General features: G+C 72.2%; 18 protein-coding genes and 1 pseudogene. 16 read left to right on the top strand and 3 right to left on the bottom strand.

The window, feature by feature from the left end; all coding sequences use genetic code 11:
• Positions 1-93 precede the first annotated feature (93 nt).
• The 7 genes from FGW37_RS18710 (at position 94) to FGW37_RS18680 (ending at position 5,089) form a co-directional block, all read left to right on the top strand.
• Positions 94-339, top strand: coding sequence for a MoaD/ThiS family protein (locus FGW37_RS18710; protein ID WP_179084776.1), 246 nt, complete (start codon positions 94-96; stop codon positions 337-339).
• A gap of 10 nt (positions 340-349) precedes the next feature.
• Positions 350-1,696, top strand: a complete 1,347-nt coding sequence (locus tag FGW37_RS18705) for a hypothetical protein (protein WP_179082090.1) — start codon at positions 350-352, stop codon at positions 1,694-1,696.
• A gap of 98 nt (positions 1,697-1,794) precedes the next feature.
• Complete coding sequence (locus tag FGW37_RS18700; protein ID WP_179082089.1) at positions 1,795-2,508, top strand: LmeA family phospholipid-binding protein; 714 nt, start codon at positions 1,795-1,797, stop codon at positions 2,506-2,508.
• Positions 2,509-2,953: 445 nt separating this feature from the next.
• A complete protein-coding gene (locus FGW37_RS18695; RefSeq protein WP_179082088.1) occupies positions 2,954-3,796 on the top strand; it encodes a sulfurtransferase in 843 nt (280 codons plus the stop codon).
• Positions 3,797-3,841: 45 nt separating this feature from the next.
• Positions 3,842-4,129 (top strand): DUF1416 domain-containing protein, encoded by a 288-nt coding sequence (locus FGW37_RS18690; RefSeq protein WP_179082087.1) that lies wholly within the window; start codon positions 3,842-3,844, stop codon positions 4,127-4,129.
• A 123-nt stretch (positions 4,130-4,252) separates the two neighbouring features.
• Positions 4,253-4,726, top strand: coding sequence for an OsmC family protein (locus tag FGW37_RS18685; protein WP_179082086.1), 474 nt, complete (start codon positions 4,253-4,255; stop codon positions 4,724-4,726).
• Between the two features lie 105 nt (positions 4,727-4,831).
• Positions 4,832-5,089 carry a DUF3099 domain-containing protein gene (locus tag FGW37_RS18680; RefSeq protein WP_179082085.1) on the top strand — a complete coding sequence of 86 codons (258 nt, stop codon included), beginning with the start codon at positions 4,832-4,834 and terminating at the stop codon, positions 5,087-5,089.
• Positions 5,090-5,135: 46 nt separating this feature from the next.
• On the opposite strand, the gene FGW37_RS18675 is transcribed toward FGW37_RS18680, so the two are convergent.
• A complete protein-coding gene (locus FGW37_RS18675; RefSeq protein ID WP_179082084.1) occupies positions 5,136-5,501 on the bottom strand; it encodes a DsrE family protein in 366 nt (121 codons plus the stop codon).
• 289 nt (positions 5,502-5,790) lie between these two features.
• Between FGW37_RS18675 and FGW37_RS18670 the strand changes: the two genes are divergently transcribed.
• From FGW37_RS18670 to ygfZ, 6 genes are all read left to right on the top strand, one after another.
• Entirely contained in the window at positions 5,791-6,387 is a 597-nt protein-coding gene (locus tag FGW37_RS18670; RefSeq protein WP_179082083.1) for a heme-binding beta-barrel domain-containing protein, read from the top strand.
• Positions 6,388-6,768: 381 nt separating this feature from the next.
• Positions 6,769-7,797, top strand: a complete 1,029-nt coding sequence (locus tag FGW37_RS18665) for a FecCD family ABC transporter permease (RefSeq protein WP_179084775.1) — start codon at positions 6,769-6,771, stop codon at positions 7,795-7,797.
• Positions 7,797-8,570: an ABC transporter ATP-binding protein gene (locus FGW37_RS18660; protein WP_179082082.1), complete on the top strand. Its 774-nt coding sequence runs from the start codon at positions 7,797-7,799 to the stop codon at positions 8,568-8,570. The genes FGW37_RS18665 and FGW37_RS18660 overlap by 1 nt, the downstream gene beginning before the upstream one ends.
• 19 nt (positions 8,571-8,589) lie before the next feature.
• The gene (locus FGW37_RS18655) at positions 8,590-9,642 is read left to right on the top strand and encodes an ABC transporter substrate-binding protein (protein WP_179082081.1); all 1,053 of its coding nucleotides are present in this window, start codon (positions 8,590-8,592) and stop codon (positions 9,640-9,642) included.
• Between the two features lie 85 nt (positions 9,643-9,727).
• Positions 9,728-10,177 (top strand): Fur family transcriptional regulator, encoded by a 450-nt coding sequence (locus FGW37_RS18650; protein WP_179082080.1) that lies wholly within the window; start codon positions 9,728-9,730, stop codon positions 10,175-10,177.
• A 10-nt stretch (positions 10,178-10,187) separates the two neighbouring features.
• Entirely contained in the window at positions 10,188-11,171 is a 984-nt protein-coding gene (gene ygfZ / locus FGW37_RS18645) for a CAF17-like 4Fe-4S cluster assembly/insertion protein YgfZ (protein WP_179082079.1), read from the top strand.
• Between the two features lie 51 nt (positions 11,172-11,222).
• Here ygfZ and dtd read toward each other — a convergent pair whose 3' ends face one another.
• Positions 11,223-11,648, bottom strand: coding sequence for a D-aminoacyl-tRNA deacylase (dtd, locus tag FGW37_RS18640; protein ID WP_179082078.1), 426 nt, complete (start codon positions 11,646-11,648; stop codon positions 11,223-11,225).
• Between the two features lie 152 nt (positions 11,649-11,800).
• Here dtd and FGW37_RS18635 point away from each other — a divergent pair, with 152 nt between their 5' ends.
• The 3 genes from FGW37_RS18635 (at position 11,801) to FGW37_RS18625 (ending at position 14,493) form a co-directional block, all read left to right on the top strand.
• Positions 11,801-12,391 carry an RsiG family protein gene (locus FGW37_RS18635; RefSeq protein ID WP_246430441.1) on the top strand — a complete coding sequence of 197 codons (591 nt, stop codon included), beginning with the start codon at positions 11,801-11,803 and terminating at the stop codon, positions 12,389-12,391.
• A gap of 111 nt (positions 12,392-12,502) precedes the next feature.
• On the top strand, positions 12,503-13,744 hold the full coding sequence (locus tag FGW37_RS18630) for a GNAT family N-acetyltransferase (RefSeq protein ID WP_179082077.1): 1,242 nt from the start codon (positions 12,503-12,505) through the stop codon (positions 13,742-13,744).
• A 155-nt stretch (positions 13,745-13,899) separates the two neighbouring features.
• Positions 13,900-14,493, top strand: coding sequence for an NADPH-dependent FMN reductase (locus tag FGW37_RS18625; RefSeq protein WP_179082076.1), 594 nt, complete (start codon positions 13,900-13,902; stop codon positions 14,491-14,493).
• A gap of 320 nt (positions 14,494-14,813) precedes the next feature.
• On the opposite strand, the pseudogene FGW37_RS33365 reads toward FGW37_RS18625, so the two are convergent.
• A pseudogene (locus FGW37_RS33365) lies at positions 14,814-14,977 on the bottom strand (TnsA-like heteromeric transposase endonuclease subunit); the annotation flags it as partial.
• Between the last annotated feature and the right edge of the window lie 23 nt (positions 14,978-15,000).

Below are 15,000 nucleotides of genomic sequence, written 5' to 3'. Positions count from 1 at the left end.
GGCAGAAGAAGGAAAGGGGTCGCCGTGGCGACGACAGAACCGGCACAACCGGTGAAACCGGCCCTGCCGGGGCAGCCGGGACCGGTGGGCACCATGCGGTACTGGGCCGCGGCGAAGGCCGCCACCGGTACGGCCGAGGAGCCGTACGCGGCGCGGACGCTCGCGGAGGCGCTGGACGCGGCCCGCCGGCGGCACGCGGGATCCCCCGAGTTCGCCCGGGTGCTGGCGCGCTGTTCGTTCCTGGTGGACGGCGCCCCGGTCGGCACCCGCGACCACGCATCGGTCCAACTGGCCGAGGGCGGCACCGTCGAGGTGCTCCCGCCCTTCGCAGGAGGGTGACCCCGGCAGCATGAGCAATCAGCCGCACCATACGTACGATCCGCAGGACCCGTACGACCCGTACGACGCCCGCACCCGGCGCTACGACGCGCAGTCCTACGACCAGGGCGGCGCCTACGGTTCGTACGACCAGCAGCAGCCGCAGCAGGCGCAGCACCACCAGCACCACCAGCACCAGCAGGGGCACGGAGCGTACGGCGAGACGTACAACTCCTACGACGCGTACGCGCAGCAGCCCCAGCAACAGCAGCAACAACAACAACCGCAGCAGTACCAGTGGCCGACCAACGGCGGCCAGGGCTACCCCGCGCAGCAGGAGGAGCCGGTCACCCAGACCTGGCAGACGCCCACGTGGGACACGGGCACGTGGCAGCAGCCGCCCGTCCCCGCCGAGGACCACGGCTACGACGCGTCCTGGCCCGGCGGCCCGCTCCCCCAGCAGCCCGCCGAGCCGTACGCCGGCGGCCGCCAGGCGCTCCCCGAGGAGCGCCCCGCGGGTGTCGTCTCCGGCCCGGCCGGGGCCGTTCCCGTTCCGCACGAGCCGGGCGGGGTGCCGGAGCCGGTGCGCGAGCCCGTGCCGGGCGAGGTCGAGGGCCGGCCGATGACGGCCGCGGAGAAGGCGAAGGCCGAGGGCCGCCCGCAGATTCTCTCGCCGGGCCTCAAGCCCGCCCTGATCACGACGGCGCTCGCCGCGCTGCTGGCGCTCACCGCGCCGCTCGGCCAGTTCGCGCTGGCGGTGCCGCTGGTGCTGCTGCAGGCCGTGACGGCCGCGGGCTGGTTCCGCCTGAACGGCATGTGGCCCGCCCGGCAGGGCATCGCGCTGGCCTTCCTGGGCGGCGTGGCCGCCGACATCGGGATGCTGGCCACGGACTCCGTGCAGGCACCGACCGTCGTCATCGGCACGCTCGGCGTGTGGATGCTGCTGGTCCTCGTCCTGCAGCTGCGCAGCCACGCCACGCCGGACGAGCGGCTGTACGGGCTGACGGCGGCCGCCGCCGCGTCGGCCGTCACCGTCATCGCGGCCGGTCACCTGGCGGCCTCCTCGGACGCCGTCGTGGTCGGCGCCACGGCCGTGGCCGCCGCCGCCCTGGCCCGGGCGCTGCCGCTGCCGTCCCTCGCCGCGCCCGTCGTGGCGCTGCTCGCGGCCGCGGGCTCGGGCGTCGCCACCGGCGGCCTGACGGACCTGGGCACGTCCGGCGCCCTGCTGGGCCTCGCCGCGGGCGCCTGCGCCCTGGTCGGCCTGCGCGTGGCGAGCTACGACTACCCGTCGCGGTTCGTGCACATGACGGCGGGCGTGGCCCTGCCGCTGGCGGCCGCGGCCCCGGCGGTCTACGTGCTCGGCCGCGTCCTGGGCTGATCGCCCGTCCCTCCCGCCGCAGCGGTCCGGTTAGGCTCCATCGCATTGCAAGGGCAGTGCAGGAGCCTGACCGAGACCGGGGGAGCTGGAGAGACCGAATGCGCGCGATACGCATAACCCTGATCATCGCGGTGATATTGGGGGCCCTTTTCGTGGGCGCCGACCGCATCGCCGTCTACTTCGCCGAGGACCAGGCGGCGGAGAAGATCCGCAGCAGCCAGGGGCTGACCGGCACCCCCGAGGTCTCCATCAAGGGCTTCCCCTTCCTCACGCAGATCGCCGACTCCACCCTGGAGGAGGTCGAGGTCAAGCTCGACGGCGCGACCGCGAGCTCGGGCGGGCAGTCGATCCGGGTGTCGGGCTTCGACGCCAAGCTGCAGGACGTCAAGATCGACAGCAGCTTCTCCTCCGCCGTCGCGAGCCGGGCGACGGGCACGGCGCACCTGTCGTACGAGGATCTCAGCAAGGCCACCAACGACCCCACGGTGAAGGTCGGCTTCGGCGGCCGGGACGCCGCCGGCAAGAGCCAGGTCAAGGTCACCGGCAAGGTGCAGCTCGCGGGGCTGCCCATCGAGCGCAGCGTCATCTCCACGGTCACGATCGTGGGCGGCGACACCATCCGGGTGCGGGCGGACCAGATCCCCGACGAGGCCAAGGCCTTCCCCGGCCTGGAGCGCGCGATCCGCCAGAAGACGGACTTCGACCGGCGCATCAGCGGCCTGCCGAAGGGCATCAAGCTGGACAAGGTCGTGGCGACGCAGGACGGTGTGGACATCACGCTGACCGGATCGAACGTCAACCTGGCCGGCTGACCGGCCCGCTCCCCGTCCGGCCCCTCCGGCCCCGTCCCGCTCCGTCCACGCTGCGAGACGCAGCCGTCCGGAAGGCAGACTTCCTGACGGCGCGGGCACGCGGGGGCGGGCAGCGGCGCCCTTCCGGCGCCCTCCAGACTTCCGGAGTCCCACCATCCGGAAGATCCCGTCTCACTATCCAACACACCGGTGACACGTCCGCCCGCCGTCCCTACGATCTGTGCCATGAAGCGACAGGCGGACCTCACGAAGCGGCGGGCAGTCGACCTGTGCCGCGTCGCCGCCATGCTCTGTCGTCATGTCTGACGGGAAACGTTCCCCCCTTTCCGGGAAGTCTTCCCCCGTCTCGTCTCCCATCCCACCCGCTGCGCAGCGCCCGCGATCCCTCGCCGCGCGCCGGCACGAGCGTTTGCGCACATCCGCAACTGCCCCGGAGGAGAACAGCATGAGCCGCAGTGACGTCCTGGTGGACGCCGACTGGGTACAGGCCCGCATCGACGCAGGCGACCCGAAGACCGTCATCGTGGAGGTCGACGAGGACACGTCCGCGTACGACAAGAACCACATCAAGACCGCCGTCCGGATCGACTGGAAGAGCGATCTGCAGGACCCCGTCCGCCGCGACTTCGTGGACCAGGCCGGCTTCGAGGAGCTGCTCTCCTCGAAGGGCATCGCCAACGACGACACCGTCGTCCTCTACGGCGGTAACAACAACTGGTTCGCCGCGTACGCCTACTGGTACTTCAAGCTCTACGGCCACCAGGACGTGAAGCTCCTCGACGGCGGCCGCAAGAAGTGGGAGCTGGACTCCCGCGACCTGGTCGCCGAGGTCCCGCAGCGCCCCCGCACCGCCTACGAGGCGAAGCCCCAGGACGCCTCCATCCGTGCCTTCCGCGACGACGTCGTGGCGGCCATCGGCTCGCTCAACCTGGTCGACGTCCGCTCCCCCGACGAGTTCAGCGGCAAGCTGCTCGCCCCGGCGCACCTCCCGCAGGAGCAGTCGCAGCGCCCCGGCCACGTGCCGACCGCGCGCAACATCCCGTGGTCGAAGTCGGCCAACGACGACGGCACCTTCAAGTCCGACGAGGAGCTGACGGCGCTCTACGAGGGCGAGGGCGTGGACCTGTCGAAGGACACCATCGCCTACTGCCGGATCGGTGAGCGCTCCGCGCACACGTGGTTCGTGCTGCACGAGCTGCTGGGCCAGGAGAACGTCAGGAACTACGACGGCTCCTGGACCGAGTACGGCTCCCTCGTCGGCGTGCCGATCGAGCTCGGCGCCAACTGACACGTCACCCGTCTCCCCCTGCAACAGGCAACAGAAGGAACGCTTATGTGTGGAGCAAAGGCCGGCGGTCCCGACGCCTCGACCGCCAAGCCCGGTGAGACCACGATCCAGGGCTCGGTGACCCGTGACGGCCAGCCCGTCACCGGCTACGTGCGCCTGCTGGACGCGACCGGCGAGTTCACCGCCGAGGTGCCCACGTCCGCGACCGGGCAGTTCCGCTTCTACGCGGCGGAGGGCACGTGGACGGTGCGCGCACTGGTGCCCGGCGCGACGGGCGAGCGCAAGGTCGTGGCGCAGCAGGGCGGCCTGACCGACGTCGCCATCGCCGTCTGACGACGGGCGTCACAGAACGCCACCGACGGCCGGAGGGCCGCACCCCGGGTTGGACGCCTGAGGGGGTGCGGCCCTCTGCGCCATAGCGGTCGGGGGCACGCCGGCCCTCCCTATCCTGGCCGTATGACGGAGACGCACACCTATGACGTAGCGATCGAGTGGACCGGCAACCTCGGCTCAGGTACCGATGGTTATCGTTCCTTCAGCCGTGCCCATGAAGTCTTGGCCACAGGGAAGGCGCCCATCGCCGCCTCCTCCGACCCGGCCTTCCGCGGCGACCCGGCCCGCTGGAACCCCGAGGAACTGCTTGTAGCCTCGGTCGCTCAGTGCCACATGCTCTGGTACCTCCACCTTTGCGCTGTCGGCGGGGTGACCGTCGTCGACTACGAAGACCGGGCTCACGGGGTCATGACCTTGGACGCGAGCGGCGGGGGAGGGCGGATAACCGAGGTCACCCTCCGTCCCGAGGTAACCGTTGCCGATGCGTCGATGGTGGACAAGGCTCGCGCACTGCACGGCGAAGTGCATGCGGTGTGCTTCATCGCCCGCTCGGTGAACTTTCCCATCCGGCATGAGCCGCTCACCCGCGTCCAGTAAGCCGGTAAGCCAGTAAGGACGATCAAGTGGCCCAAGGGCTGAACCCGCCACCCGGCGGCCACGCCGGGCCTGTGTTCGGACCGCCCGCCGCCGTACCGTGGACGTATGTACGCGCGGCGGCGCCATCTGTACTTCGCCATGATGGGCACCTGCATCGGACTGTTCGTCCTGGCGTGGTCCGTGGTGCGCCTGTGGTCGGTGACGGCCGCCGTCGTCATGTGCCTGTTGGCCATGGTCATCCCGCCCGTCGCCGCGATCGTCGCCAACCGCCGCGGGCCCGACGACCGCTGGTGGGACGACCCCTCCGGCGATCCGAAGTCGGACGAGTGGTGGGACGAGCTCGACGGCAAGAAGCGGTACTAGCCGGGCTGACCCGACCAGCCCGACCGGCCCGACCAGCCCGCAGGTCCTAGTACACGAGCGCCTGCACGCCGTCCGCCATCGCCTCCTGGACGAACACCTGCGCACCGGCGATGCGCGCGCCCTCGATCAGGTCCTTCTCCTCGATGTCACGGCGCGCCGCGCACTGCGTGCACACCGTGATCATGCCGCCGCCGACCCGGATGCCCTCGATGAGGTCCGGCAGCGGCGCCGCGTGCGGCAGCTCGAACTCCTCCGCGCGCCCCGGGAGGGCGAACCACGACGACTCTCCGGTCAGCCACAGCGACACCTCGATGCCGCTCGCGACGGCGACGGCCGCCACCGTGAACGCCTGGGAGCACCGCTCGGGCGCGTCCGCGCCCGCCGTCACCTTGATCACCAGCTTCTTGGCCATGCCAGGCACTCTAGCCCTGCGGCCGCAAGGCCGGGCGGGCACGATCCACCTCACAGCGCCGCCGGAACCGGGGCCGACTAGACTCGTGACCGGTCCGTACACCCGTGACCGGTCCGTACACCCTCACTCCCGACGAGGAGCGCGCTCGTGCTTGAGGCAGTCTTCACCACCCTGCTCGTCCTGGTCGCCGTCGGCGTTCTCGCGTTCGCCGGCCTGACCTGGAAGAAGCTGTACCAGGGCCAGCGCTGACCCGCCCCGTTGTCCGCTCTCGCACAGATCGTCTGAGCCCATGATCGAGATTCCGTCCGACCTCCACCCGGACCTCGTCCCCCTCGCCTTCCTCCTCGGTAAGTGGGAGGGTGCGGGCGTCGCCGACTTCCCGGGTGCCGAGAAGTGCAACTTCGGGCAGGAGGTCGTCTTCAGCCACGACGGCCGTGACTTCCTGGAGTACACGTCGCACAGCTGGGTGCTCGACGCCGAGGGCAAGATGGTGCGCCCGCTGGAGAGCGAGACGGGCTTCTGGCGGATCGACAAGGACCGCAAGGTCGAGATCGTCATGGTCCGCGACCAGGGCGTCGCCGAGGTCTGGTACGGCGAGCTGGCCGACCAGAAGCCGCAGATCGACCTGGCCACGGACGCGGTCGCGCGGACCGAGGCGTCCGGCCCGTACAGCGGCGGCAAGCGCCTGTACGGCTACGTCAAGGGCGACCTGATGTGGGTCGGCGAGAAGGCCACCCCCGAGGTGCCGCTGCGCCCCTACATGTCGGCGCACCTGAAGAAGATCGCCGACCAGAAGAGCCTCCAGGAGTGGGCCGCGAGCCTGCCCGAGGACGCCCCCGACGGCGTCGCCTTCTACAACCCGGACGGCACGCCCTACACCGGCTGAGCCGCAGGACCGGCTGAGCCGCACGATCTCCATAACTTCACAGCCCATAACTTCACAGCGCCCCGTGGGGGAAGTCCGGTCGAATTCCGGCGCTGACCCGCAACGGTGGACGGAAGGCCCTTCGGGGCCTTTTCCGTAAGCCCGATCACCCACGGCGGCGCACGCTCCCCGCACAACTCGCCGTGGACTGCGAGGGGACCACCCGGGCACACGACCGCCTTCGCCTCGGGCCGCTCCTCCGTACGTACGGACGCGGCCCGAGGCGAAGGCGTACACCCCGTGTCAACAGATCTCCCGGCCGTCTGCCCGAAGGGCTCCAAAGAGCCCGCGCCCGGGCCCGCACCCGGCGCACCGCCGGGCCCCGCCGCCTCGCCCCGGCGGCTGCCGCTGCCCCCGCTGCTGGCCGGTCTGGCCGCGGCCGTGCTGCTCTCGGTGCTCTGCGGCACCGGCCTCGGCGCCGCGGGCGTCACCTGGGGCGAGACGCTGCGCTTCCTGCGGGCGGGGCTCACCGGCGGGAGCATCTCCCCCGGCGAGGTCTCGGCTTACACCATCGTGTGGGAGCTGCGCTTCCCGCGCGCCCTGCTGGCCGCTGTCGTCGGCGCGGGCCTGTCCGCCGTCGGTGTGGCCGTGCAGGCCATGGTCCGCAACGCCCTGGCCGACCCCTTCGTGCTGGGCATCTCCTCGGGCGCCGCGATCGGCGCCAACGCCGTGCTGCTCTTCGGCGCGCTGGGCGCGCTGGGGGTGTGGGCGCTGTCCGGGGCGGCTTTCGTCTCGGCGCTCGCCGCGATGGTGCTGGTCTATCTGGCGGCCCGCACGCCGCAGGGCCTCACACCGCTGCGGCTGGTCCTGACCGGTTCGGCGATGTACTACGGGTTCTCCGCCGTCACCACCCTGATGATCTTCAGCGCGGACCGCGGCGAGGCCTCCCGCTCGGCCATGATGTGGCTGCTCGGCAGCCTGGGCGGCGCCACCTGGTCGTCCGTGCCGATCGCCGCGGCGGTCGTGCTGGCGGGGATCGGCGCCCTGCTGTGGACGGCGCGCAGCCTCAACGCCCTGGCCATGGGTGACGAGACGGCGGCCGCGCTGGGCGTGGACCCCGAGCGGCTGCGGCGCGGGCTGTTCGTCCTGGCGGCGGCCGTCACCGGCGCCGTGGTGGCCGTCAGCGGCGCGATCGGCTTCGTCGGCCTGATGGTCCCGCACGTGACCCGCATGCTCGTGGGCGCCGACCACCGCCGCGTCCTCGCCGTCGCCCCGCTGCTGGGCGCCGTGCTGCTGGTGTGGGTAGACATCGCCTCCCGGCTGCTGCTCGCGCCCGTGGAGCTGCCCGTCGGCGTCCTCACCGCCCTCATCGGCGTGCCCTGCTTCGTCCTGCTGATGCGGCGCCGCCGCTACACCTTCGGGGGTGCCTGATGCAGGTCGACATCGAAGACCTGTCGGTCGAGATCGCGGGCGCCCGGCTGGTGTCGGACGTCGCGCTGCACGCCGGGAGCGGGCGGTTCGTGGGGCTCGTGGGCCCCAACGGCAGCGGCAAGTCGACCCTGCTGCGCTGCGCCTACCGGGCGCTGCGGCCCGCCACGGGCACCGTCCGCCTCGACGGCGACGACTTCCACGCCCTCGGCGCCCGCGAGGGGGCGCGCAGGCTGGCGGCGCTGCCGCAGGAGTCGGCGAGCGAGTTCGACTTCACCGTGGCCGAGGTCGTCGCGATGGGCCGCCTGCCGCACCAGAGCTCCGCAGGCCGGGTCACGGCACGCGACACCGAGGTGTGCGCGGCGGCGCTGGAGCGCGTGGGCGCGGGCCACCTGGCCGGCCGGAGCTTCCCGACGCTGTCCGGCGGCGAGAAACAGCGCGTCCTGATCGCCCGCGCCCTGGCCCAGGAGCCGAAGGTGCTGGTCCTGGACGAGCCCACCAACCACCTGGACATCGCCCAGCAGCTGGAGGTGCTGGCGCTCGTGCGCGACGCGGGCCCGACCGTCCTGGCCGCCCTGCACGACCTCGACCTCGCCGCCGCGCACTGCGACGTGCTCTACGTCATCCGGGGCGGCCGCATCGTCGCCTCCGGGCCGCCGGACGAGGTACTGACCGCCGGGCTGCTCGCCGACGTCTTCGGCGTCCGGGCGCACCGCGTGCCGCACCCCGAGACCGGCGCGACGCGCCTGCTCTTCGACCGCCTCCCCGCTTCGTAACCCCGTAAGGACACCCTCCATGGCCGCCGCCCGTACCGCCCGCAGCGCCCGCACCGCGCTCGCCCTCCTGTCCGCCCTCGCCCTGGCCACCGGCTGCGGGGCGAAGGTCACCGACGGCGGCGACGCGCCGAAGAACGCCGGGGCCGCGGGCGCCTCCGGCCGCTACCCCGTGACCGTCGAGAACTGCGGGGTGAGGACGACGTACGACAAGGCGCCGCAGCGCGTGGTCACCAACGACGTCGGCATCGCCGAGATCATGTTCGCGCTCGGCCTGGAGGACCGCATGGCCGGCTACGTGGCGCCGGACTACCGCGCCGACCGCGAGTCGGTGCCGTGGAAGGACGGCTACGAGAAGGTGAAGTGGCTGTCCAAGAAGGAGATCACCAAGGAGCTCGTCCTGGACGCGAAGGCCGACATGGTCTTCGCCGGCTGGAACTACGGCTTCAACGAGGGCAACGGCTTCACCCCCGACGCCCTGAAGAAGCTCGGCGTCGGCTCATACGTCCTCACCGAGTCCTGCCGCAACGGCGGCGCGGGCAAGGCGCGCGGCGTGATGCCGCCCCTGGAGGCCCTCTACACCGACCTCACCACGCTCGGGAAGATCTTCGGGGTGGAGGACCGGGCGGCGAAGCTCGTCACGGACTTCAAGAAGCAGGTCGCCGACGCCCGGGCGACCGTGCCGGCGGACGGCAAGCGGCCCACCGTCTTCCTCTACGACGACGGCCGCGACAAGGCCACGACCTCCGGTTCCTTCGCCGGCCCGCACGACATCATCACCAAGGCCGGCGGCGACCACGTGATGAAGGACCTCAAGGACACCTGGCCCACCGTCGGCTGGGAGACCGTCGTCGAGCGCAATCCCGACGTCATCGTCATCAACAACTACGGCGACGTGACCGCGGAGCAGAAGAAGGCGTTCCTCAAGTCCTACCCGCCGCTCGCGGACGTCTCCGCCGTCAAGAACGACCGCATTTTCGTCCTCGACTACGTCGACCTCGTCGAGAGCCCCCGCAACCCGGCGGCCATCGCCGCCCTCGCCCGCTACCTGAAGGAGGTCCGGGAGGCGGCGTGACGAAGGGCCGGGAGGAACGACGGAGGGGGGCCGGGAGGCGTGACGGAGGGGAGCCGGAAGGGGTGACGCTGCCTAGACTGGGAGGGTGGTGGACACCGACTGGCAGAGCAACCTCCGTAGGCGCGGGTACCGGCTGACGCCGCAGCGCCAGCTCGTCCTGGAGGCGGTCGACCGGCTGGAGCACGCGACACCGGACGACATCCTCACCGAGGTCCGGCGCACCGCGGGCGGCGTCAACATCTCCACCGTCTACCGGACCCTGGAGCTGCTGGAGGAGCTGGGCCTGGTCAGCCACGCCCACCTCGGGCACGGCGCCCCCACCTACCACCTGGCCGACCGGCACCACCACATACACCTGGTCTGCCGGGACTGCACGGAGGTCATCGAGGCCGACCTCTCGGTGGCCGCCGCCTTCACGGAGAAGCTGCGCGAGGACTTCGGCTTCGAGACGGACATGAAGCACTTCGCGATCTTCGGCCGGTGCGCGGACTGCTCCGCCGGGCGTGCCTCGAAGGAGCCGCCGCCCGCGCCGTAGGCTTGGCCGCATGCCGTGTGAATCGAAAGCCAGCCCGCTGCTGTCGCTGCCCGGCGCCGTCGCCGCCGAGGCCCCGGACGAGGGAGTCGCCGCGCACTACGGCGACCTCTTCCGCGAACAGCGCGCGCTCGCCGGCGGGACCGGTTTCGTCGACCTCTCGCACCGCGGGGTCATCACCGTCACCGGACCCGACCGGCTGAGCTGGCTGCACCTCCTGCTCACCCAGCACGTCAGCGCGCTCCCGCCCGGCGAGGCCACCGAGGCGCTCGTGCTCTCCGCCAACGGGCACATCGAGCACGCCCTGTCCCTCGTGGACGACGGCGAGACCACCTGGGCCCACATCGAGCCCGGCACCCAGGATGCGCTCCTCGCGTACCTGGAGAGCATGAAGTTCTTCTACCAGGTCGAGGTCGCCGACCGTACGGACGACTTCGCCGTGGTGCACCTGCCCGCGGGTTCGATCGCGGAAGCACCCGAGGGAGTGCAGGCGCGCGAGACGGCGCACGGCCGGGAGCTCTTCCTGCCGCGCGCGACGCTGGAGACCTTCGCGGCGGCGCACGGCCCCGCCGCGGGCGTCCTCGCCTACGAGGCGCTCCGCGTGGAGGCGCACCGCCCGCGGCTCGGTCTGGAGACCGACCACCGCACGATCCCGCACGAGCTCGGTCTGATCGGCGTCGCCGTCCACCTGCAGAAGGGCTGCTACCGCGGCCAGGAGACGGTGGCGCGCGTCCACAACCTGGGGAAGCCCCCACGCCGCCTGGTCTTCCTGCACCTCGACGGCAGCGAGGTCTCCCTGCCCCCGCACGGGGCCCCCGTACGGCTCGCCTCGGACGGCCCCGAGGGCCGCCAGCTGGGCTTCGTGACGACGTCGGCACGCCACCACGAGCTGGGCCCGATCGCCCTGGCCCTGGTCAAGCGGAACGTCGCGGTGGACGCCCCGCTGCTGGTGGGCGAGAAGACGGCGGCGGCGCAGGAGGTCGTGGTCGAACCGTAGAGCCCGTGGGGGCCGGGGCCGGGGCCGGCCCCGGTTCCGGGAAGGGGCGGGTCAGACCTCGATCAGGACCGTGAACGGGCCGTTGTTCGTCAGCGACACCTTCATGTCCGCGCCGAAGCGGCCCGTCTCCACCTGCGCCCCCAGCGCCCGCAGCCGTGCGACGACCTCGTCCACCAAGGGCTCCGCAACCCCGCCGGGGGCGGCCGCGTTCCACGTGGGCCGCCGCCCCTTCCGGGCGTCACCGTAGAGAGTGAACTGGGAGATCACGAGCAGCGGCGCCCCCACGTCCGAACACGACTTCTCGTCCTCGAGAACCCGTACGGACCACAGCTTGCGGGCGAGCTGCTCCGCCTTCTGCGGGGTGTCGTCGTGCGTCACCCCGACAAGGACGCACAGCCCCTGTCCGATGATCTCCCCGACGGTCTCGCCGTCCACGACGACCCGCGCTCCGTCCACCCTCTGCACCACTGCACGCATACGGACCATGATGCCCTGCGTCCATCCAGGTCCGTTCGGGTGCGGAGACCCTGCGCCCGGACCTCACACAGTGGCACGATGCGTGCAGGCGGTGCCTTGTGCGGGCAAACGTGATGCGGTCGCACACCGCCCGAGGGGAACGGAAGACGCGCATGACCACACCCATTGAGGACGGCCCCATGCTCAAGGCAGCCGACAGCCTGCAGCCCCGGCCGCCGAGCCAGCGCTCCGGCCGGCAGGCGGACGCCCCCGGCCGCGGCCTCGGTGAGCTGAGCCTGGTGGAGCTGCGCGCCCTGCGCGGGGACGCCCGGCGGGACGAGGCGGACCTCAGCTACGTGCGGCGGCTGCTCCAGGGCCGCGTCGACATCCTCCGGGCCGAGCTGGCCCGCCGCTCCTCGCCGGGCTCCCCGGTCATGGCCCGCCTGGTCGTGGACCGGCTGTCGGAGATCCTCGCGGACGGCCCCTCGGACCACCGCTCGTCCGCCCGCCACGTGACGGTGGGCACGCCGCGCAGCGAGGAGTACCGGCGCCTGGCCGAGGACATGCTGTCGGAGGTCGAGCTGTCGGACCTGGGCGCCCGTACGGACGCCGAGCTGCACGAGGCGATGGGCCGCCTGGCGTCCTACGAGCGGCAGGTGTCCGTGCGGCGCCAGCAGCTGCAGCGCAGGGCGGACGATTGCAGTGCCGAGATCGCCCGCAGGTACCGGGAAGGGGAAGCACAAGTGGACGACCTCCTCGCCTGACGCCCTGCCCGCGGCGGCGCACGGGCGCGCTGACGGGCGCGCTGACGTCCTGCCCGGACCTGGGAAAAATCCACGTGCGACCGCTGCGGGCGGGCCCCTAGCGTCGCGGCCATGAGCCTCGACATCCGTACGATCACCGACGCCGACCTTCCGAACTGGCTCCGGGCCCGCCGCACCGGCTACCTCCTCCCGCCCTCCGTGAGCAAGAGCGAGCTCGTCTTCCGCCGCGAGCTCATGGACCTCGAACGCGCCCAGGGCGCGTTCGACGACGGCCGCTGCGTGGCCACCTACCGCAGCTTCACGCAGCGACTCAGCGTCCCCGGCGGCGCCTCGGTGACCACGAACGCCGTCAGCAACGTGAGCGTCTCGGCCACGCACCGCCGCCGCGGGCTGCTCAGCCGTATGACGGACCGCGACCTGCGGGAGGCCAAGGAGCGCGGCGACGCCGCGGCCACGCTGATCGCCGCCGAGTACCCGATCTACGGCCGCTTCGGCTTCGGCCCCGCCGCCCGGGTCACGGAGTGGGAGGTGGACGTGGCCCGCGCCGGCCTGGACCCGCGCCACGCGGGCCCCGGGGACGGCGGGCGGGTCGACTACGTGGACGCCGCCGAGGTCCGGGAGCACGGGCCCGCGCTGTACGAGCGGGTACGGGCCGTACGGCACGGCCTCGTCGACCGTGCGGACGTGTGGTGGCGGCGGAACACCGGCGCGCTCCCGGTGGACGACGGCCCGTGGACCGAGCCCTTCTTCCTGCTCCACCGGTCCGCGGAGGGCGGCGTCGACGGGCTCCTCGCCTTCACGTCCGACGACCGGTGGGAGGCCAAGCTGCCGCACCAGACGGCGACCGTCCTGGACCTCGTCGCGGTCACCCCCGCCGCCGAGCGCGCCCTGTGGCTGTTCCTGCTGTCGGCGGACTGGGTCACCCGCGTCCGTACCGGCCACCGCGCGCCGGACGACATCCTGCCGCTGCTGCTGCCGGACCCGCGGGCCGCGCGCGTGGTCACGCACGCCGACTTCCTGTGGGTGCGGCCGCTGGACGTACCGGAGTTGCTGCGGGCGCGCACGTACCCCGTCGCCGGATCGCTCGTCCTCGACGTCACCGACCGCTCCGGGCTGGCCGGCGGGCGCTTCCTGCTGGAGGCCGGCCCCGACGGCGCCTCCTGCGCGCCCACGAACCGTCCGGCTGATCTCGCCCTGTCCGTCGCGGAGTTGGGGTGCATGCTGCTCGGCGACGAGTCCGCCGCGCGGCTCGTGGCGCTGGGCCGCGTGGACGAGGAGACCCCCGGAGCGGCGGGCCGCGCGGACGCCCTGCTGCGCACCGGGCGGCGTCCGTGGTGCGCCGACGTGTTCTGATCCGGAAAAAGTGACATTCAAATTCGCCACTTTCCCCGGCAAACCGCCCAGGCCGGTCAACGACCCTTGACCTCAACCGGACTTGAGATTCCAGACTTCTGGTCAACGGCTCACGGGCCGCCACCCACCCGCCCCGTCTCCCAGAAGGGCCCATCGTGTCCGAGAGCAGCTACCGACTCGCCGTCATCGTCGGTTCCACCCGCGACGGGCGCTTCGGCCCCACCGTCGCCAAGTGGTTCACCGAGCAGGTCGCCCGGCACGGTGACATCGAGGTCGACCTGGTCGACCTCGCCCACCACCCCCTGCCGATGCGCCTCAGCGCCGAGCCCACCGCCGAGGACGTCGCCGCGCTCGCCGAGGTGACGCCGCGCCTGGAGCAGGCCGACGCGTTCGTCGTCCTGACGCCCGAGTACAACCACAGCTACCCGGCGTCCCTGAAGAACCTCATCGACTGGCACTACACCCAGTGGCAGGCCAAGCCGGTCGGCTTCGTCTCGTACGGCGGCCTCTCCGGCGGTCTGCGCGCGGTCGAGCACCTGCGCCCGGTCTTCACCGAGCTGCACGCGGTCCCCATCCGCGAGCAGGTCAGCTTCCACAACCCCTGGGGCAAGCTCGACGACGACGGCCGCCACCTGGACGCGGAGGCCGGCGAGCAGGCCTCCGGCGCGGCCAAGGTCCTGATCGACCAGCTGACCTGGTGGGCCCTGTCGCTGCGAGAGGCGCGCGCCGCCCGCCCGTACGGCGCCTGACCGGACCCCCGGTCCGCCGGCTCTCCCCCGGCCGGACCCGTCCACGCGGCGCACACGAACTCCTGCCCCCGGCCCTACCCCCGTTGGGGCCGGTGGCAGGCACATCGTGCCGAGCGGGCAACGCCTCATCACCCTCCTCCGGCGAAGCACCCGTCAGATACCCCCGGATGGGGTTGATTTGACGACCGCCCCCGGCCCTCCCACCGCTTCGGCCAGACCGGGCGGCTCCTGCCGGACATCAGCTCGGAGAGGGGCTTCACGCGTCCGCACCCTTCTCGTCACTGGCGCTGTCGTCCAGGGCTGGACGAAGCCTGCTGCGCGATCGCGTGATCACGCTCCAGCCAGGACTCGAAACCCACATGCCGCAGCATCGTGGCCGCCCAGTACAAGCCCGGAAAATGCCTCTGCCCCGGTATGACGGAAACTCCCGCAGCCAGGCCCCGTCGAAACCGGCCGCCCTGTCCCTGCCGCTCAGCGGCTTCAGATGGTTCAGGTAGACCGAGACCC

It is taken from the genome of Streptomyces rectiverticillatus, from assembly GCF_013394065.1.
Lineage (GTDB): Bacteria > Actinomycetota > Actinomycetes > Streptomycetales > Streptomycetaceae > Streptomyces > Streptomyces rectiverticillatus.
This window is presented reverse-complemented; position numbering and strand designations above follow the sequence as displayed.